We start from the raw sequence: 16,674 nt of genomic DNA, 5'->3' as shown, positions 1-16,674 counted from the left end.
GTCACTCACCGTCCTTCCGGAGCTTGAGGTGCGTGAACACGAGGAGCGGGGTCTGGTCGTAGGTCTGCAGCGGTGCGTAGGGGTTGTCCGCATCGGGCCAGCCGGTGAACTTCTTGTCGTTGTAGAGACCCCAGAGTCCGCCGTAGTACATGCCGATGACCGGGAAGTCGCTGTAGACGATCTGCTGCATCTGGTGGCTCAGCCCCAGGCGAGTGGCCTCGTCGGTCGTCTCCTTGTACTGGGCGAGCAGCTGGTCCATCTGCGGGTTGCGGTAACGACCGAAGTTGCTGGACGTCGTCTCGCCGATCGGCTTCGCGAACTCGCTGTTGAAGCTGTTGTTGAAGCCCTGGAACATGATGCCGTTGCCCATGCCACCCATGGCGACCTCGAAGGCGCCGCTCTGGATCGCCTGCTGGTACCCCGGCGGCTGCGGCTGCTTGATCTGCACGTCGATGCCGAGGGCGCCGAGCTCCTTGCGGACCTCCTGGACCGCGCGGAGCCAGTCCGCGTAGCCGTTGGCGGTCGTGATCGAGAAGCTGAACTGCTTGCCCGCCGCGTCGACGAGCTTGCCGCCCTGCTGGGTGTACCCGGCGGCCGCGAAGGCCTCGAGGGCGCCGGCGGTGTCCTGCGTGATCATGCCCTGGTTCGGCAGGGTCGGGTCGAGTTCTGCCTCCTGGTTGGGGAGCATGAGGCTCGACTGGCCGGCGGCACCGAGGTAGCCCTCGGTCGCTGCGTCGGCGATCTTGTCGCGGTCGAGCGCCAGGGCGATGCCGCGACGGACGTCGACGTTGTCGAACGGGGCGACGTCCATGTTGGGCACGAGCCCGATCACGCCTCCCGGCGGGAACCAGAACTTGTTGTGGTCGTTGGCCGCACCCCAGGTGCCTTCGACGTTCGACAGGAACGAGTACGCCCAGTCGAAGCCCTTCGTGACGATGTCGAGTTCGCCGGTGGCCGCGGGGATCACGAGGTGGTTGACCTCGATCTTGTCGGCCTGCCAGTACGTCTCGTTCTTGTCCATCGTGTACTGCTGCGAGGTGTAGTTGCCGAGCACGTACGGACCGGTGCCGACCGGGTTCGGGTTCCGCCAGGTGTCGGGGCTCTTGACGTCCTTCCAGATGTGCTCCGGGACGATGAGCGTCTGCGAGACGATGTCGGCCGCAGGGGCGTCGTCGTCGAGCAGGTGCATGATGACGTGCTGGCCCTTGACCTCGATCGTGTCGATGTGCTGCCAGGCGCCCTTCTGATCGAGCGTCGGGTACTGCTTGATGAGGTCGAAGGTGAACTTGACGTCCTCAGGGGTGAAGGCCTCGCCGTCGGACCAGGTGGCGCCGTCGCGGATCGTGTAGTCGATCGTGCGGGCGTCCGGGAGGTCGACCTTCTCGGCGAGCCACGGCGTCTCCTTGCCGTCGAGCACGTTGATGATCACGAGCGGCTCGTAGATGTAGCTCGAGGCCGAGCGCTTGTTCACGAGGTAGGGGTTGAAATTCCGCTCGAGCATGGGGGTGCCCTTGTCGGAGGCCAGCAGCATCGTGTCGGCCGGGATCGAGGGATCCGGCTCGCTCTTGATCTGGATGCTACAGCCGGAGACGAGCAGGGCCGCCGCGGCGATCATCGCCGCTGCTCCGAGTCGTCTGCGCCTGCGGACCTTGGTCCGCTCGTGCGTCGTGTGCGTCATCGCCACCGTCCTTGCTGAAGTCTGTACCGGTTGAGTGTAAGCGCATACATTGCCCGGCGCAACCCGTGTCGGACATCCGATCCTGTTCGCAATTCAGGAGAGCCTCGGCGCGGCGGCCTCGCGGCGGACGGACGCGCCGCGGCACGCCGCGGGCTTCCTGAATGGTGAACGCGAAGGGAGGGGATGATCAGGACGTGATCGACTCGGAGCTCTCGCGGAGGACGACCTCGACGGGGAGTCGGACGGACATCGCGGGCAGCTTCGGCTCGGCGAGGCGACGGGCGAGCGCCTGCACGGAGACCCGGCCGAGCGTCTCCATCGGCTGCCGGACCGTCGTGAGCCGCGGAGCGGACAGGCGGCCGGCATCGATGCCGTCGAATCCGGTGACGATGAGCTCCTCCGGGACCGCGACCCCGGCGATCCTGGCGGCGTCGATCACGCCGAGCGCCATCTGGTCGTTGGCGCACACGACGGCGCGCGGCAGGCCGTCGCGTCGGAACAGCTCCCGACCGACCCGTCGCCCACCCTCCCGGGTGAAGTCGCCGCGGAGGGTCGGCTCCTCCGGGGCCTCGAGCGACCGGTCCGCGAGGGCCGCGCGGAACCCGCTCCAGCGCTCCGCATCATCGGGCGAGCCGAGGCTTCCCGCCACGTACTCGAGCTCCCGGGCACCGAGGTCGTCGATGAGGTGCGCCGTGAGTGTGCGCATCCCCTCGGCGTTGCTCACGGAGACGTGGTCGAGGTCGTCGCCGCGCCGGGGCCCCGCCATCACGACGATCGGGACGTGCCGCGACAGGCGCGCGAGCTCCTCCTCGCTCGCGCTCCCGGCCAGCACCATGAGGCCGTCCACCCGACCCGCCATGTCGCGCACGGTCTGCGTCGCCGTGGATCCGCGTCCGACACCGACGAGCAGCGCGAACCCGCTCCGCCAGGACTCCAGCTCGCAGCCGCGCAGCACCTCGTCGAAGTAGAGGTTGAGCGTCCGCGTGTCGGTCCGCTCCGGGATGTCGCGGACGATGCGCGCTCCCCCGGCCGCCGCCTCGTCACCCTCGAGGGCGATGTCCCCGAGGTCGTCCATCGCGTCGAGCCCCTGGAAGAACAGGCCGATGACGCCGGTGCGGCGTGCGGCGAGCCCCCGCGCGGCTCCACTCGGGACGTACCCGAGTTCACCGACCGAGGCGAGCACGCGGTCTCGCGTGGCCGGCTTCACGTCGTCGGGTCGGCTGAGCACCCGTGAGACCGTCGCGATGGAGACGCCGGCGTGGTGCGCGACGTCGTAGACCGTCGGCGGTTTCGTCATGGGAACGCCTTCCTTCGGCCACCAATGATACGCACGGCATCCTGCCCGCCCGGTCCACCGGCGGCGTGGGATGGCGCGCGGAGCGCCCTCGTCTTGCGTCACGGGAGCGGCCCACAGGAGCCGGGAACCGCAGCCAACCCGAACGTTCCCTGAATTCTCGACGCTTGTCGGCTGGGCGGCCGGCGTGCGCTGGCAGACTGCGGACATGACTGATCAGCATGCCAAAGCCGTCCTCCTCAACTCCCTCCACGAGCCGGGTTCCCCGCTCATCGTCACCAACGTCTGGGACGCCATCACCGCGAAAGTCGTCTCCGAGGCCCCCGGCGTCGTCGCCCTCGCCTCGGCGAGCCACTCGGTGTCGAACGTCCGTGGGCTCGAAGACGGCGGCGGCCTCGACGTCGACGAGGCGATCGCCGCCGCGAAGATCATCGTGGGCGCCGTCGACCTGCCGGTGACGATCGACTTCGAGAAGGGCTACGCGTCCGGCGCGGCCGGCGTTCGTGAGAACGTCCGCCGCCTCATCGTCGAGTCGGGTGCCGTCGGGATCAACCTCGAGGACTCCGTCGGTGCCGCGAAGGCTCCGCAGTTCCCGATCGAGGAGGCCGCGGCCCGTGTCGCCGCCGCTCGCGCCGGAGCCGAGGACGCGGGCATCCCGCTCGTCATCAACGCCCGGGTCGACACCCTCGCCGGCGACCCCGAGGCGTGGGACGAGGCCGTCGCGCGCGCCAACGCCTACCTCGAGGCCGGTGCGGACGTCGTCTTCTTCCTCGGACTCGGTACGGAGGAGCTCGTCGCCAAGGCCATCGAGCAGGTGCACGGACGCATCTCCGTCATCGGCTACCCCGGCGCGGTCCCGCTCAAGCGCCTCGCCGAACTCGGCGTCTCACGCGTCAGCTTCGGCCCCGGCACGCTCGGTCTGACCCTCGCCGCCCTCCAGCGCGCGGCGACCGGCCTCACCGAGCTCGGCGAGTACCCCGAGGACCTCGGCTTCTCCTTCGAGCTCTGAGCCTCGACTGACGACCCGTTCTCAGGAGGATCCGGGCGTGGCGCCGAGTGACCTCGGCGGCGCGCCCGGGGACTCCTGAGACAGGGTCGCCGCGGGTTCCGGTCAGGACGTCAGGAACCAGTACCAGATGATGAGCATCGTGATGAGGAAGCCCGTCAGGAAGTTGAGGCGGAGGAACCGCTTCCAGCCCGCGTTGGCCCGCTCGGCGTCCTCCTCGCGGAGGTTCCAGAACGGCAGCACACTCGCGGCATAGGGCAGCGCGAGCAGGCCGGCCAACGGGATCGGCCACGGGGTCACGAGCATGAGCGCACCGCCGGCCAGGTAGGCGACGAAGGCGAACCGGACGGTGGCCGCCGCACCGATGACCGTCGCGATCGAGCCGATCCCGCCCTCCCGGTCCGCGATGATGTCCTGCACCGCACCGAAGGCGTGGCTGGCGATCCCCCAGAGGAAGTAGCCGACGAGCAGCGCCCAGAGCGCCGGAGTGAAGACCGCGCCGGCGAGGACGAGGCCGTAGACCGCCGGGCTCACGAAGTGCGTGCTCGAGGTGAGCGAGTCGATGAACGGCCGCTCCTTGAACCGCAGGCCGGGTGCGCTGTACGCGATGAGCGCGAACACGCTGATCGCGAGGACGAGCCATGACAGCGGCGACCCGATGACGACGAGGTAGACGAGGAACGGGACGTTCGTCACGATCGCCGCGAAGATCGTCAACCGGTGCATCCGGCGGTCCAGGACCGCGCCCTCGACGCCGCCCTTGCGCGGGTTCCGCAGGTCGGACTCGTAGTCGAAGACGTCGTTGATGCCGTACATCGCGAGGTTGTACGGGATGAGGAAGTACAGCGTCCCGAGCCAGAAGGTGAGGTCGAGCTCGCGCGTGGTCAGCAGGTACGCCGCTGCGAAGGGGTACGCGGTGTTGATCCACGACAGCGGTCGGGAGGACAGCACGAGCTGGCCGAGTCGGTTCATGCCGGGTCCTCCTGGGACGGGGATGGGGAGACGGGAGCAGGGGTTCGGCGCTCGAGGAGCACCCAGAGCGACGGGAGCAGGACGGCCGCGGCGATGGCGTAGGCGAAGTCCTCGAGCGGCGCGATGCCGATGAAGGCGCCGGAGATGAGTGCCGGGTCGTAGCCGACGAGCCCGATGCCGATCATGATGTTGTCGAACAGCGCGGTCATGAGCAGGAGGACGACGAGCCCACCGCCCACCGCGAGCAGCCAGGTGCCCGCCGTCAGACCGGTGGAGCGCGATCCGCTCGCACGGCGCCGATCGAGCCGGACGACCGCGAGCAAGGCGACGACCGCCACGACGGCGAGGAACCATGCGTTGAGGGCCCAGTAGGTCATCGTCCGCTCACCTCGGTGGCGCCGGTCGTGCGACGGGACGACCGACCGAGCGTGTGTCGCGCCGCGCCGAACAGGTTCATCGTGAGGTAGCAGAGCAGCGTCAGGAAGAAGACCTCCTCGATCGGCAGCTCGGGCGCGACCTGCAGCCCGGTCATGAACGAGGTCTCACCGCGGAAGAAGATGCCGGTGCCGATACCGAGCAGGTCCCACACGAGGAAGAACACGACGCCGATCGGCAGGATGATCGCGGCCCGCCGTCGGTCGGCCCAGAAGAAGAGCCGGAACCGCCGGTCGAGCATGACCATCCCGGTGATCGAGACGAGCAGCGCCAGCAGGTACAGCAGACCCATCAGCCGGTCGCCTCGGCGCGCGCGCGCAACGGCTCCGCCATCGGTCCGGTGGTGATGTCGCCGCGCATGCGCTTCACGACGAGCTCCGCGCTGATGAGGCACATCGGCAGGCCGATACCCGGGATGGTGGAGCCACCGGTGTAGAACAGCCCGTCGACCTTCTTGCTGACGTTGCCGCTCCGGAACATCGCGCTCTGCGAGAGGATGTGCGCCGGCCCGAGGGCGGTGCCCTTCCAGACGTTGAGGTCGGTCACGAAGTCGGCCGGTCCGACGTCGCGACGCACCACGATGCGCTCGGCGAGGTCGGGGACGCCGGCCCACTCGGCGATCTGCGCGATGGCGGCGTCGCCGATCTCCGCGACCCGGGCGTCTCCACCGCCACCGATGGACGGATCGGCCGGGACCGGGACCAGGATGAACAGGTTCTCGTGGCCGTCGGGTGCGACGCCCGCATCGGTCGCGCTCGGACGGCAGACGTAGAGCGACGCCGGGTCGGGCACGCTCGTCTCCTCGCCGAAGATGCGGCCGAAGTTGTCGCGCCAGTCGGCCGTGAAGAACAGGCTGTGGTGCAGGAGTTCCGGCAGCTCGCCGCGGACGCCGAGCATCACGAGCACGGCTCCCGGTCCGGCGGTGCGCTTCTCCCAGTACTCGGCCGGGTAGGTCTGGAGTTCGCGGGGCAGCAGCGTCGTCTCGGTGTGGTGCAGGTCGGCGGCGGACACGACCCGGTCGGCGCGGAGCAGCTGCCGACGACCGTCGGCGTCGAGGTAGTTGACGCCGTCGACCCTGGCGCGGCGGCCGGCGGGCATCGTGGTGATGCCGGTGACCTCGGCGCCCGTGATGATCTCCACACCCTCGGCGCGGGCGAGCTCGGCGATCGTGTCGATGATCCGCGAGAAGCCGCCCTGCGGGTAGAGCACGCCGTCCTCGAGGTCGAGGTAGCTCATGAGGTGGTACATGCTCGGCGCCTCGAAGGGCGAGGAGCCGAGGAACACGGCCGGGTAGCCGAGGATCTGCTGCAACCGGACGTCGGAGACGGTGCGCGCAGCCAGGGTGTCGAGGTCCTCCGTGAGGAGCTTCGCGAGCTTCGGCATCCGGGCGAGCACCTCTCGGCTCGCGAGCGTCCGGTACGACTCGAACGTCGTGTACAGGAAGCTCCGGATGGCGATCTCGTAGGTCTCCTTCGCGCTGCGGAGGTACTCGTCCATCTTCGCGCCGGCACCGGGCTCGACCGACTCGAACAGCGCGAGGTTGCCGGCCCGGTCGGCGGCGAGGTCGAGGTGTCCGTCGCGGCCCTCCGAGTAGACGCGGTAGGCGGGGTCGAGTCGCCCGAGGTCGAGCTGCTCGGCGGCGGAGGTGCCGAGGAGGCGGTAGAAGTGGTCGAAGACCTCCGGCATGAGGTACCAGCTCGGGCCGGTGTCGAAGGTGAAGCCGTCCTGCTCCCAGGTGCCGGTGCGGCCGCCGAGCACCTCACGTCGTTCGAGCAGCGTGACCCGCTGGCCGTCGCGGGCGAGGAGGGCTGCGGTGGCGAGACCGCTGATGCCGCCGCCGATGACGACGGTCCGGTTGTGGGAGGTGGTCATGACTGCGAACTCTCGTCGATCGTCGGGATGGAGCCGGTGGTGCCGGTCGTGGCTGGTGTGCGACCGGCGAGCGCGCCGGCGGCGATGCGGAGCTTGACCGGGTCGGGCACCCGGACACGCGTGCGGACGAGCGCCGAGGCCGGCGTCGTCCGGATGCGTCGGGCGAGTTCCGAGAAGAGCTCCTGGGCGAGGGCGACCGCGCGACGGCTCGACTTCGGCAGCCGCCCGAGGACCGCTGCCGAGCGGTCGAGATCGGCTTCGATGTCGTCGAGCAGGCTGTGCTTCTGCGCCTCGGTGAGCTCGTCGACGGCGACACCCGGGAAGTAGCTGCGGCCGAGCTCGTCGTGGTCGGCCGAGAGGTCGCGGAGGAAGTTCACCTTCTGGAAGGCGGCACCGAGACTCCTGGCGCCGACGACGAACGCGGCGCGCTGGGCGTCGTCGACGTCGTGGCCGCGCAGGAAGATCCGCAGGCACATGAGCCCGACGACCTCGGCGGAGCCGTACACGTAGTCGCGGAACGTCTCCGGGGTGTGGACGGTCCGCGAGAGGTCCGCGCGCATGGACGCGAAGAACGGACGGGTGAGGTCGACCTCGATCCCCGCCGACCGCGCCGAGATGGCGAAGGCGTGGACGACGAGGTTGCTGCTGTACCCCGTCGCCATCGCGTCCTCGGTGTCCTGCTCGAGGGCGTCGAGCATGCGGAGGACTCGCTCGGGGTCGAGCCCGGCTGCCGCGGCCACGCCGTCGACGATCTCGTCGGCGATGCGGACGAGTGCGTACACGTTCTCGACGTCCTGGCGGATGTCGCCACCCAGCAGCCTGGCCGCCAGGCCGAAGGACGTGGAGTACCGACGGATGACGATGCTCGCGGTCTCCTGGGCTACCCGGTCGTAGAGCTGTCGTGCGTCGCCGACCGCCGAAGCGTCGTCGGCCGGTCGCCCGGTCCCGTCCCCTGCTGCGGTCATCGCGACCGCTCGAGCACGGTGGCGACGATGGGGCGGAGCTCGTCGCGGAGCTGCGCCGGGATGCTCGGCGAGGCCAGCTGCTCCCAGGCGCGGTTGGCGTAGTCACCGGCGAGCAGGGTCGCGTGCTGGCGGGCGCCCGTCGTCGTGAGGACGTCGCGCAGGACGGCGGCACCCTCCTCGTCGAGGTCCGGGTCGCCGAAGAGGTGCTCGACGGCGTGCCACTCGGGCTGCTCCGCCGCGAACGCCACCATGACCGTCAACTTGCCCTCGCGGAGGTCGCCGATCGTCGTCTTGCCGGTCGTCTTCGAGTCGCCGAAGACGCCGAGGACGTCGTCGATGATCTGGTAGGCGATACCGATCTGCTGCCCGAACGCTCCGAGCGCGTCGATCGTCGCCTCCGGAGCGCCGGCCAGGACGCCGCCCGACTGCAGGGGCGCCTCGAACGAGTAGTAGGCGGTCTTCAGGCGCTCCATGCGGATGATGTCGTCGACCGTCGGGACGACGCCGCCGACCGTGAAGTCGACGTCGGCTAGCTCGCCGGCCGCCGAGGCGGAGATCGCGTCGTCGAGGATCTCGCGCAGGCGGGTGCGGACCGCGTCGGCGCTCCCGGCGCGGTCGATCAGGCGGTAGGACGCGGACAGGGCGAGGTCGCCGGCGATGACGGCGACGGACATGCCGCGGTGCTCGGCGAGCGGCAACGGGATGCCCGCGGTCTGCGCGATGTCGCGGTAGCTGCCGGAGACGTTGGGGCTGCCGCGCCGGACGAAGTCGCGGTCGATCACGTCGTCGTGGACGATCAGCGCGGTGTGCAGGAGTTCGTAGGCGGCGGCGACGTGAGCCGCGGCGACGATGTCCGTTCCACCCAGCGCCTCGTAGGCCGTCATGACCATCCGTGGGCGGAACCGCTTGCCGCCGGCCATGCTGCGCTCGATGGTCTCCCAGAGCCGCAGGTAGCCGGCGCCGCCGAACGACACCGCCTGCGTCTTCGCCAGTTCGAGGAAACGCTCGAGGGCATCCTCGACCTGATGCTGTTGTCGATAGGGCGCGTCGACGACGTGGTGGGTCTCCATATCACGAGGCTACTTCACGGAGCGGTGAGATTAGTACGCTAGCTGTCCATTCGCGTTCGCCCCGATCGTCGGGGAGAATGGACGTATGTCGGTACCCGAAGAACTCGTCGTCCTGCTCGCCGAGGACGGCACCCGCATCGGCACCACGCCGAAGGCGACCGTCCACACGCTGGAGACGCCACTCCACCTCGCGTTCTCCTGCCACGTCATCGGGCCCGACGGACGCATCCTCGTGACCCGGCGCGCGCTCTCGAAGCTCACATGGCCGGGCGTCTGGACGAACTCGTTCTGCGGACACCCCGGCCCGGACGAGGACAGCGTCGACGCCGTGCTGCGTCGGGCGAGCGCCGAGCTGGGCCTGCCGATCTCCGCGCCGGAACTGGTGCTGCCCGACTTCCGGTATCGCGCCGTCGACGCCTCGGGCGTGGTCGAGTACGAGATCTGCCCGGTCTACGTCGCCTACACGGACGCGACGCCCGAGCCGAACCCCGACGAGGTCATGGAGTGGGCCTGGGCCGAGCCCGAATCGCTCCTGGCGTCCGTCGAGCAGGCGCCCTTCGCGTTCAGCCCCTGGCTGACGCTCCAGCTGCCGCTCGTCGTGCCGCTGCTCGCAGAGTCCGCGGCCCGCTGAGGCGCCCGGATCTGCGCGGATCGAGCCGGTTTCCGAACAGATTCAGGCGACTGAGCGAGGTCAGGCTCCGCGGAGCGCTTCGACGGCCGCGGCGATCCGCTTGTCGCGCGTCGCATCCGTCTTCGCCAACGCGACCGGCTCGGCCAGCGCGCGCTGTCGGCTGAACGACAGGGCTCCGTAGGCGGCGAGCGCCGGCTCGTCTCCCGCGAGCGCCGTCTCGAGCTCGGGCGGCAACGGGAACACGCGCGGTGCGTCGTCGACCTCGAGGTCCACGTCGACCTCGTCGCCTCCCGCGACCCCGGCGGCGGCGCGGTTGGCGGCGCTCAACGCGATCAGGTACCGGCCGCCCATCGGGGTGATGGTGCTGCGGTACGTGGTCGCACCGACGGTGACGACGACGGGCACGCGCTTGCCACGATCCAGGCCCTCGACGACGGCGTCGGGGACGAGGATGCCGGTGTTGTTGCCCTGGAGTTCGATGACGGTGCTGAATCTCATGCGCTCAGTATGGCCCGGGGTCGCCTCGCGGTGAAGACCAGGATGAGGGAGCCGGCGACGACCGCGATCCCGAGCACTTGTCCGAGGCTCAGCGCCTCGCCGAGGACCGCGAGGCCTGCCAGCACGGCGACGACGGGACTCAGGAGGCCGAGGAACGACACGGACCCGACGGGCAGCGCTGCGATGCCACGGAACCACAGGGCGTACGCGAGGGCCGTGCCGACGAGGGAGAGGTAGCCGTACCCGCCGATCGCCGCTGCGTCCGGCGCGTCCGACGGAAGTCCCTCGACGAGGAGCAGCACCGGCACGAGGACGAGACCGCCGGCGACGAGCTGCCAGGCGGTCAGCGCGAGGCCGGAGACCGGTGCGCCGCTGCCGGCGTTCGGGTCGAGGTCCGGGCTCGTGCGCCGGCGTGCGCCGATCCGGCGGCCGACCTCCGGTCTCCCCCACCGCTTGCTCAGCACCGATCCGAGCGACATCGAGACCGCCCCCGCGAGTGCGGCGACGACGCCGACCGCGTCGAGACGCGCGTCGACCTGCAGCACGATGAGGGCGACGCCCAGCACCCCGGCGAACCCGGCGACGACGCGACGTACGGTCAACGCCTCCCCGACCAGCAGGCTCGCGAGCACGGCGACGAGCACGGGCCCGATCGCCCCCATGGTCGCGGCGACCCCGCCGGGCAGTCGGTAGGCGGCGAGGAAGAGGAACGCGAAGAAGGCGCCGATGTTGAGCGTGCCGAGCACGAGCGACCGCCACCACCAGCCACCGACCGGCAGGGTTCGCGTGATCGCGAGGAGCAGGAGGCCCGCAGGCAGCGCCCGGAGCACAGCTGCCAGCAGCGGTCGTCCCGGCGGGAGCAGTTCGCTCGTGACGAGGTAGGTCGTCCCCCAGCTGATCGGGGCGATGGCGGTGAGGGCGGTGATACGCAGTCGATTGCTAAGCACTGAGCAATAATAGCTCAGCACTAAGCGAATTGCTACGCTGGCTGCATGAGCACGCGCGTCGACGACATCCTGGGCCAGTGGCGGACCGAGCGACCCGATCTCGACGTCTCGCCCATGGCCGTCATCGGACGACTGTCGCGAGCAGCGACGGCGGTCGACGCACGCCTCTCCTCGACCTTCGCCGAGCACGGTCTCGACAGCGCCTCGTTCGATGTGCTCGCCACCCTGCTCCGCGCCGGCTCACCGCACGAGCTCGCGCCGAAGGACCTCGCCCATTGGTCGATGGTGACGTCGAGTGCGATCGCCCAGCGCGTGAACAAGCTCGTCGAGCGCGGTCTCGTGACGCGCCGCCCGAGCGAGCAGGACGGTCGCGGGACGGTCGTCGCCCTCACCCCGGCCGGCAAGCGCCTCGTCGAAGCGGCCCTGCCCGATCATCTCGCCGCCGAGGAGCGTGTCCTCGACGGCTTCTCCACGGCCGAGCGCGAGCAGCTGGCGTCGTTCCTGGAGCGCCTGGCGCGCACCGACCCCTGAGTGTCGCGGTGGAGGGTGGAGACGGATCCGCTCAGGCGATGCGGCGACCCTCGTTGTGCTCCTGCAGCCACCAGGTCGCGCCCTCGTCGTCGGACACCCAGCTCTCCCAGGTGTACGAGTCCTCGGTGATGCCGCTGAAGTTCCACCGGATGAGCTTGTCGTCGTTCCGTGTGCCGTCCTGGCGGATGCCGTCGGCGCGGTGCGGCGTCGCGACGAGCTGGCAGAACTCGCCGCGCCGCGGCTCGACGTAGTTCACGCGCCAGGCACCCATCAACCGGTCGTAGACGCGGAGAGCCGTGCTGACCGTCTCCCAGCCCGACGGCTCCGCGTCGTTCGCGACGAGCTGGACGTCCTGCACGGCGCGCCCCTCGAGGATGTACGACACGATCCAGCGGAAGTCGGACTCGACCCACTCGCCACTCTCGTCGTCGAGGCGCTTCGAGTGGACGTCCCAGGATCCGACGAACTGCCCGAACCGGACCATGCGACGCGGGTAGAGCGGCGTCGGCCCGTCGGCGGTGATCGCGCGGGCGAAGTCGGGTCGCTCTGACGTGCTCATGGCGGGGCCTTTCTACTGGTCCACCTGCTCGCCCGTCGTCGGGACGCCCGCCTCAGTCCTGCGTCAGCGCTGCGTCTCGCCGACGTCGGTCCGGTGGAAGTTCTGGAAGGAACGGGAGGCGGTGGGTCCACGCTGTCCCTGATACCTGGAACTGTACTCGCTCGACCCGTACGGGCGCTCGGCCGGTGACGTGAGCCGGAAGAAGCACATCTGACCGATCTTCATCCCCGGCCAGAGCTTGATCGGCAGCGTCGCGACGTTGCTGAGCTCGAGGGTGACGTGGCCCGTGAAGCCCGGGTCGATGAAGCCGGCGGTGGAGTGCGTGAGGAGCCCGAGACGACCGAGCGAGCTCTTGCCCTCGAGGCGCGCGGCGACGTCGTCCGGAAGGGAGACCCGCTCGTACGTGGACCCCAGGACGAACTCGCCGGGGTGCAGGATGAACGGCTCGTTCGGGAGCGTCTCGATGAGGCGCGTCAGCTCCGGCTGATCCTCCGCGGGATCGATGAAGGGGTACTTGTGGTTGTCGAAGAGGCGGAAGAAACGATCGAGGCGGACGTCGATTGACGACGGCTGGATCATCTCCGGCGAGTAGGGGTCGAGCGCGATGCGGGAGGCGTCGAGTTCGGCTTTGATGTCACGGTCCGAGAGCAGCACGGTGACAGTGTATCGGCCGGGAGCCCGAAGCCTCGGGCCGGTGACGACGCCCGGATTCGCTACGATGCTCGCACGGTGACGACCTCCGCGACCCGGCGGAGACGGGTCGCGCCGCCCCAGCGACCTGGAGGCCTCCGATGACCAGACCGCACGTCCTCATCCTGCAGCACGTCCCCTGGGAGCGACCGGCGGTGCTCGGGGAGGTGCTGACGGCGTCGGGGATCGATTGGACGCTCGACACCATCGTCGAGCGTCGTGAGCTGCCGCCGGCGCGCGAGATCACCGGGTTCGACGGGCTCGTCCTCCTCGGCGGCCCGATGGGCGCGCTCGACGTGGAGGAGCACCCGGGTCTCGGGCTCGAAGCGCAGCTCGTGCGCGATGCGGCGGTGCTCGGCATCCCGGTGTTCGGGGTCTGTCTCGGGCATCAGCTCATCGCGACGGCCCTCGGAGCCACGCTTCACTCGGCGGCCGCGCATGAAGTGGGTGTCGGCGACGTCGAGCTCCTGACCGAGAGCGAACTCGGCATGCGTGGCGAGCGACTGCCGGTGCTGCACTGGCATGGCGACGTCGTCGAGGCTCCGTATGGAGCGACGGTCCTCGCATCGTCGCCGTCGACGCCGAACCAGGCGTTCCGGATCGAGGACCGGGTCTTCGCGACGCAGTTCCACCTCGAGGTCGACCCGCCGATGCTCGACCGGTGGCTCGCGGAACCGCTCATGCTCCGCGATCTGCCGTTCATCGCCGGGACCGCGGAGGAGGCGGCCGACCGGCTGCGGTCCGAGGTCGCCGCGGTGGCGGGGCCGATGCGCGAGGCCGGGGAGCGGTTGTTCGGGGCCTTCGCCGACGCGGTGCTCCGTCGGACGAGCGTCGACCCGTCCCTGCGGTAGGACTCGGATCGCGCCCCGGACACAGCGAAGCGGCCGGCCCCCGGAGGGACCGACCGCTTCGTGAACTCGAGTTCGAGTTAGAGGGCCTTGCGACCCGTGATCGTCCTGATCAAGAACGCGATGATCGCGATCGCGAGCAGCACGAGGCCGACCCACAGCAGGAAGTTGAGGGACTGGACGAACCCACCGGTGATGGCGAGAACGATGGCAACGACGATGACGATGATGAGCAGGATGTTCATGGTGAAGCTCCTTTCGCAGAACTCCGTCCACCGTATGGGGGCCTGACCATTCCGTCGCGGGGGTTGACATCGCCGGAAGTCGTTCCGCTACGCGCGCGGAGCGCCCCCGCGTTGCACACCTCCGCCGTCCTGCGTTTCGGCTTGCGCCAGCGCGGTGCGCTGACGCGAGCGCGGGCCGCACGCGTGAGCGCGGGTCTCCGGAGGGTCGCGCTCACGCGCGTGCGCCGCAGTCAGGCCTGATCCCAGGGGCTCGGACCAGCGCACCGCGCTGGCGCCGGTTGGTGACCTCTCGGGCGGCAGCACCGCGCTGACCAGGGATTCCCGAGCTGAGGGTCGCCCCGGCGAGCTGCGCTAGAGGAGGCCCGGCTGGTCCGCGGGGTCGCCGTCACCGGGCTCGGAGCCCGGGTCGTCGACCGTCGGCGCCGCCATCGGGTCGTCGCTCTCCGGCGCGTTGTCGGGCAGCGCTCGGGAGATCGCCTCCTGCGCGTCGCCGATCGGGTCGTCCATCTCGTCTCGTGGGTCGCTCATGCTGATTTCCTTTCCTCGTGTCCCGACGGTAACGCGGGACGCCTCACAGCCACACCCCCTGGCAGAACGGCCCGGTTCGTCCTACGAGTAGAGTGCCCGGGCCCGTCAGACCGGTGTCGATGACGTCGTCGACGCCGCTTCCGCGAGTCGCTTCGCCGCTGCGAGCACGCGTGCACTCGCGAACGGCTCGACCGTCGGCGCCCCGGCCGCGTCGAACACCTCGATCCCGGAGGCGTCGCGGTCGGACCGCGACCAGCCCGGCGACCCGTCTCGGACGAACGCCACGACCGCGCCGTGGATCCGATCCGCGAGCTCTTGCGGCGCATGCGGGCCCGCCACCCGGGTGACGTCCGGGTCGTCGAGCACGTCGAAGATGAACGGGACGTCGAGGCAGTGCTCCGCGATCCCGCTCACCGCCGAGCGCCACACGAAGTCGGAGACCCAGGTCTCGGCGTCGTCCCGCAGCGTCAGCCAGCGGATGACGCGTTCCCGGAACATGACGTCGCTCACGAAGCGCCCCGCGACGAGTCCCGTGCGTTCGCCGGGCTGGGTCGCGACGTATGCCTCGGCGAGCGGTTCCGGCACGCCCATCAGTTCCAGGGCTCGCGTCGGCGCCACGGCGTCGAAGTCGTCGAGTCGACCGGTGAAGAACCCGGCGAACTCCTCTCGGGTCGCGCTGACGAGCAAGGGCTTGTCCGCGCCTCGTCCCGCGGCCATGCCGGCTTCGACGGTGTCGACGACCAGCTCGCCGTCGACGACCGGGCCGAGGCCGAGGCGGCCGTTCATCGTCGTCATCCCGCGGAGTACGGACTCCGGGTCGGCCGCACCGCCGGGGACGAGTTCGAACCGCTGGGCCTCGATCAGCGTCGCCTCCGGGACACTCGCGAAACCGGCCAGGGTCGCGGGCACCCCGAGGTGCTCGGCGAGTCGCGCGGTCAGGGCCTGAGCCTCGACGAGCGGCACGTCGCCGGGGACTCCGGACACGGAGATCGCCCGCTGGAACAGGTGTTGCGCGGACGGGACCGTGAGCAGGGTCATGACGGACCCGCCGCCCGCGGACTGGCCGGCGATCGTGACCCGCTGCGGGTCGCCGCCGAACGCCGCGATGTTGTCGCGCACCCACTCGAGCGCGAGGATCCAGTCGAGGACGCCGCGGTTGGCGGGGGCGTCCGGCAGCCAGCCGAACCCGTCGAAGCCGAGGCGGTAGGACACCGAGACCGTGACGACTCCGTCGCGGTTGAAGGCCCGACCGTCGTACCAGGGGCTCGCCGGCGACCCGGCGATGAAGCCGCCGCCGTGGATCCAGACGAGGACGGGTAGACCGGCACTGTCTGCGGCGGGTGTCGGGTCGGGCGTGAAGACGTTGACGTTGAGCGTCGAGTCGCCGGGGATCGATGGTTCCGGGATCGTCGTGATCTCGGCCATGGCCTTCCGCTGCGGTGTCGCGCCGTAGGCGGTCGCGTCGAGGAGGCCGTCCCAGGGGGCCTTGGGCTCGGGGGCCTGGAATCGTCTCGCTCCGGTCGGCGGCTCGGCGAACGGGATGCCGAGGAAGGCGACCGATCCGTCGGCGCGGCGCGTGCCGCGGACCGCTCCCGAGGTCGTCTGTGCGGTGGGCTGCTCGGGGCTGGAATCGGTCGTCATCGGCGGATCCTCCGGGTACTCGGCTGCGCGCTCATCCGACGAGCGTCGCGTGGTGATCCGCCCAGTATGCCGTGCCGTCTTCGAATCCCGTTCGATGTTCGGGCTTCACCCAGCCGACCCACCCGATGCGCCAGCGCGGTGCGCTGACCCGAGCGCGCCCCGGAGCCGTGAGCGCGGGTCTCTGGAGACCCGCGCTCACGTCCGATGCACCGCGCTCACGTCAGCGCACCGCGCTGGCCAACCCGACAGGTGCGGGGTTGGCGG

19 protein-coding genes are annotated in these 16,674 nt (G+C 70.2%); 4 read left to right on the top strand and 15 right to left on the bottom strand.

The genetic code is table 11. From position 1 onward, the window contains the following. Position 1 precedes the first annotated feature (1 nt). Together IFR14_RS04565 and IFR14_RS04560 are read right to left on the bottom strand one after the other, a co-directional pair. The gene (locus IFR14_RS04565; RefSeq protein WP_191940389.1) at positions 2-1,678 is read right to left on the bottom strand and encodes an ABC transporter substrate-binding protein; all 1,677 of its coding nucleotides are present in this window, start codon (positions 1,676-1,678) and stop codon (positions 2-4) included. A gap of 187 nt (positions 1,679-1,865) precedes the next feature. Then, on the bottom strand, positions 1,866-2,975 hold the full coding sequence (locus tag IFR14_RS04560) for a LacI family DNA-binding transcriptional regulator (RefSeq protein ID WP_121291487.1): 1,110 nt from the start codon (positions 2,973-2,975) through the stop codon (positions 1,866-1,868). A 205-nt stretch (positions 2,976-3,180) separates the two neighbouring features. Here IFR14_RS04560 and IFR14_RS04555 point away from each other — a divergent pair, with 205 nt between their 5' ends. Further along, entirely contained in the window at positions 3,181-3,981 is an 801-nt protein-coding gene (locus IFR14_RS04555) for an isocitrate lyase/PEP mutase family protein (RefSeq protein ID WP_191940388.1), read from the top strand. Positions 3,982-4,083: 102 nt separating this feature from the next. Here IFR14_RS04555 and IFR14_RS04550 read toward each other — a convergent pair whose 3' ends face one another. From IFR14_RS04550 to IFR14_RS04525, 6 genes are read right to left on the bottom strand one after another with little or no spacing between them, the layout of a single operon-like run. After that, positions 4,084-4,950 carry a prenyltransferase gene (locus IFR14_RS04550; protein WP_064297137.1) on the bottom strand — a complete coding sequence of 289 codons (867 nt, stop codon included), beginning with the start codon at positions 4,948-4,950 and terminating at the stop codon, positions 4,084-4,086. Next, entirely contained in the window at positions 4,947-5,327 is a 381-nt protein-coding gene (locus IFR14_RS04545) for a lycopene cyclase (protein WP_137242421.1), read from the bottom strand. Before IFR14_RS04545 ends, IFR14_RS04550 begins: the two co-directional genes overlap by 4 nt. Then, complete coding sequence (locus tag IFR14_RS04540) at positions 5,324-5,677, bottom strand: lycopene cyclase domain-containing protein (RefSeq protein ID WP_191940387.1); 354 nt, start codon at positions 5,675-5,677, stop codon at positions 5,324-5,326. Before IFR14_RS04540 ends, IFR14_RS04545 begins: the two co-directional genes overlap by 4 nt. Then, a complete protein-coding gene (gene crtI / locus IFR14_RS04535; RefSeq protein WP_191940386.1) occupies positions 5,677-7,257 on the bottom strand; it encodes a phytoene desaturase family protein in 1,581 nt (526 codons plus the stop codon). The genes IFR14_RS04540 and crtI overlap by 1 nt, the downstream gene beginning before the upstream one ends. Beyond that, entirely contained in the window at positions 7,254-8,222 is a 969-nt protein-coding gene (locus tag IFR14_RS04530) for a phytoene/squalene synthase family protein (RefSeq protein ID WP_191940385.1), read from the bottom strand. The genes crtI and IFR14_RS04530 overlap by 4 nt, the downstream gene beginning before the upstream one ends. Continuing rightward, entirely contained in the window at positions 8,219-9,292 is a 1,074-nt protein-coding gene (locus tag IFR14_RS04525; protein ID WP_124768556.1) for a polyprenyl synthetase family protein, read from the bottom strand. Before IFR14_RS04525 ends, IFR14_RS04530 begins: the two co-directional genes overlap by 4 nt. Positions 9,293-9,377: 85 nt before the next feature. Here IFR14_RS04525 and idi point away from each other — a divergent pair, with 85 nt between their 5' ends. Further along, the gene (idi, locus tag IFR14_RS04520) at positions 9,378-9,923 is read left to right on the top strand and encodes an isopentenyl-diphosphate Delta-isomerase (RefSeq protein WP_079704925.1); all 546 of its coding nucleotides are present in this window, start codon (positions 9,378-9,380) and stop codon (positions 9,921-9,923) included. A 60-nt stretch (positions 9,924-9,983) separates the two neighbouring features. On the opposite strand, the gene IFR14_RS04515 is transcribed toward idi, so the two are convergent. Both IFR14_RS04515 and IFR14_RS04510 read right to left on the bottom strand, forming a co-directional pair. Next, positions 9,984-10,421, bottom strand: coding sequence for a YdeI/OmpD-associated family protein (locus IFR14_RS04515; protein WP_191940384.1), 438 nt, complete (start codon positions 10,419-10,421; stop codon positions 9,984-9,986). Further along, positions 10,418-11,368 carry an EamA family transporter gene (locus IFR14_RS04510; RefSeq protein ID WP_191940383.1) on the bottom strand — a complete coding sequence of 317 codons (951 nt, stop codon included), beginning with the start codon at positions 11,366-11,368 and terminating at the stop codon, positions 10,418-10,420. Before IFR14_RS04510 ends, IFR14_RS04515 begins: the two co-directional genes overlap by 4 nt. A 45-nt stretch (positions 11,369-11,413) precedes the next feature. On the opposite strand from IFR14_RS04510, the gene IFR14_RS04505 reads away from it, so the two are divergent. Beyond that, positions 11,414-11,899, top strand: coding sequence for a MarR family winged helix-turn-helix transcriptional regulator (locus tag IFR14_RS04505; RefSeq protein ID WP_137242426.1), 486 nt, complete (start codon positions 11,414-11,416; stop codon positions 11,897-11,899). A gap of 31 nt (positions 11,900-11,930) precedes the next feature. On the opposite strand, the gene IFR14_RS04500 is transcribed toward IFR14_RS04505, so the two are convergent. Continuing rightward, the gene (locus IFR14_RS04500; RefSeq protein ID WP_137242427.1) at positions 11,931-12,458 is read right to left on the bottom strand and encodes a hypothetical protein; all 528 of its coding nucleotides are present in this window, start codon (positions 12,456-12,458) and stop codon (positions 11,931-11,933) included. Between the two features lie 63 nt (positions 12,459-12,521). Then, on the bottom strand, positions 12,522-13,112 hold the full coding sequence (gene dcd / locus IFR14_RS04495) for a dCTP deaminase (protein WP_056009122.1): 591 nt from the start codon (positions 13,110-13,112) through the stop codon (positions 12,522-12,524). 137 nt (positions 13,113-13,249) lie between these two features. Here dcd and IFR14_RS04490 point away from each other — a divergent pair, with 137 nt between their 5' ends. Beyond that, entirely contained in the window at positions 13,250-13,999 is a 750-nt protein-coding gene (locus IFR14_RS04490; protein WP_191940382.1) for a type 1 glutamine amidotransferase, read from the top strand. Positions 14,000-14,076: 77 nt separating this feature from the next. Here the strand turns inward: IFR14_RS04490 and IFR14_RS04485 are convergent, their stop codons facing one another. From IFR14_RS04485 to IFR14_RS04475, 3 genes are all read right to left on the bottom strand, one after another. Next, positions 14,077-14,241 carry a hypothetical protein gene (locus IFR14_RS04485; RefSeq protein WP_162852292.1) on the bottom strand — a complete coding sequence of 55 codons (165 nt, stop codon included), beginning with the start codon at positions 14,239-14,241 and terminating at the stop codon, positions 14,077-14,079. Between the two features lie 351 nt (positions 14,242-14,592). Continuing rightward, positions 14,593-14,769, bottom strand: coding sequence for a hypothetical protein (locus IFR14_RS04480; protein WP_159453388.1), 177 nt, complete (start codon positions 14,767-14,769; stop codon positions 14,593-14,595). 105 nt (positions 14,770-14,874) lie between these two features. Then, complete coding sequence (locus IFR14_RS04475; RefSeq protein ID WP_191940381.1) at positions 14,875-16,410, bottom strand: carboxylesterase/lipase family protein; 1,536 nt, start codon at positions 16,408-16,410, stop codon at positions 14,875-14,877. Positions 16,411-16,674 lie beyond the last annotated feature (264 nt).

It is taken from the genome of Plantibacter sp. CFBP 8775, from assembly GCF_014839505.1.
Lineage (GTDB): Bacteria > Actinomycetota > Actinomycetes > Actinomycetales > Microbacteriaceae > Plantibacter > Plantibacter auratus.
This window is presented reverse-complemented; position numbering and strand designations above follow the sequence as displayed.

Bases quoted from the DNA above. Each gene is read 5' to 3' on its own strand.
- IFR14_RS04565 (WP_191940389.1), bottom strand. From the start codon at position 1,678: ATGACGCACACGACGCACGAGCGGACCAAGGTCCGCAGGCGCAGACGA.
- IFR14_RS04560 (WP_121291487.1), bottom strand. From the start codon at position 2,975: ATGACGAAACCGCCGACGGTCTACGACGTCGCGCACCACGCCGGCGTC.
- IFR14_RS04555 (WP_191940388.1), top strand. From the start codon at position 3,181: ATGACTGATCAGCATGCCAAAGCCGTCCTCCTCAACTCCCTCCACGAG.
- IFR14_RS04550 (WP_064297137.1), bottom strand. From the start codon at position 4,950: ATGAACCGACTCGGCCAGCTCGTGCTGTCCTCCCGACCGCTGTCGTGG.
- IFR14_RS04545 (WP_137242421.1), bottom strand. From the start codon at position 5,327: ATGACCTACTGGGCCCTCAACGCATGGTTCCTCGCCGTCGTGGCGGTC.
- IFR14_RS04540 (WP_191940387.1), bottom strand. From the start codon at position 5,677: ATGGGTCTGCTGTACCTGCTGGCGCTGCTCGTCTCGATCACCGGGATG.
- crtI (WP_191940386.1), bottom strand. From the start codon at position 7,257: ATGACCACCTCCCACAACCGGACCGTCGTCATCGGCGGCGGCATCAGC.
- IFR14_RS04530 (WP_191940385.1), bottom strand. From the start codon at position 8,222: ATGACCGCAGCAGGGGACGGGACCGGGCGACCGGCCGACGACGCTTCG.
- IFR14_RS04525 (WP_124768556.1), bottom strand. From the start codon at position 9,292: ATGGAGACCCACCACGTCGTCGACGCGCCCTATCGACAACAGCATCAG.
- idi (WP_079704925.1), top strand. From the start codon at position 9,378: ATGTCGGTACCCGAAGAACTCGTCGTCCTGCTCGCCGAGGACGGCACC.
- IFR14_RS04515 (WP_191940384.1), bottom strand. From the start codon at position 10,421: ATGAGATTCAGCACCGTCATCGAACTCCAGGGCAACAACACCGGCATC.
- IFR14_RS04505 (WP_137242426.1), top strand. From the start codon at position 11,414: ATGAGCACGCGCGTCGACGACATCCTGGGCCAGTGGCGGACCGAGCGA.
- IFR14_RS04500 (WP_137242427.1), bottom strand. From the start codon at position 12,458: ATGAGCACGTCAGAGCGACCCGACTTCGCCCGCGCGATCACCGCCGAC.
- IFR14_RS04490 (WP_191940382.1), top strand. From the start codon at position 13,250: ATGACCAGACCGCACGTCCTCATCCTGCAGCACGTCCCCTGGGAGCGA.
- IFR14_RS04485 (WP_162852292.1), bottom strand. From the start codon at position 14,241: ATGAACATCCTGCTCATCATCGTCATCGTCGTTGCCATCGTTCTCGCC.
- IFR14_RS04480 (WP_159453388.1), bottom strand. From the start codon at position 14,769: ATGAGCGACCCACGAGACGAGATGGACGACCCGATCGGCGACGCGCAG.
- IFR14_RS04475 (WP_191940381.1), bottom strand. From the start codon at position 16,410: ATGACGACCGATTCCAGCCCCGAGCAGCCCACCGCACAGACGACCTCG.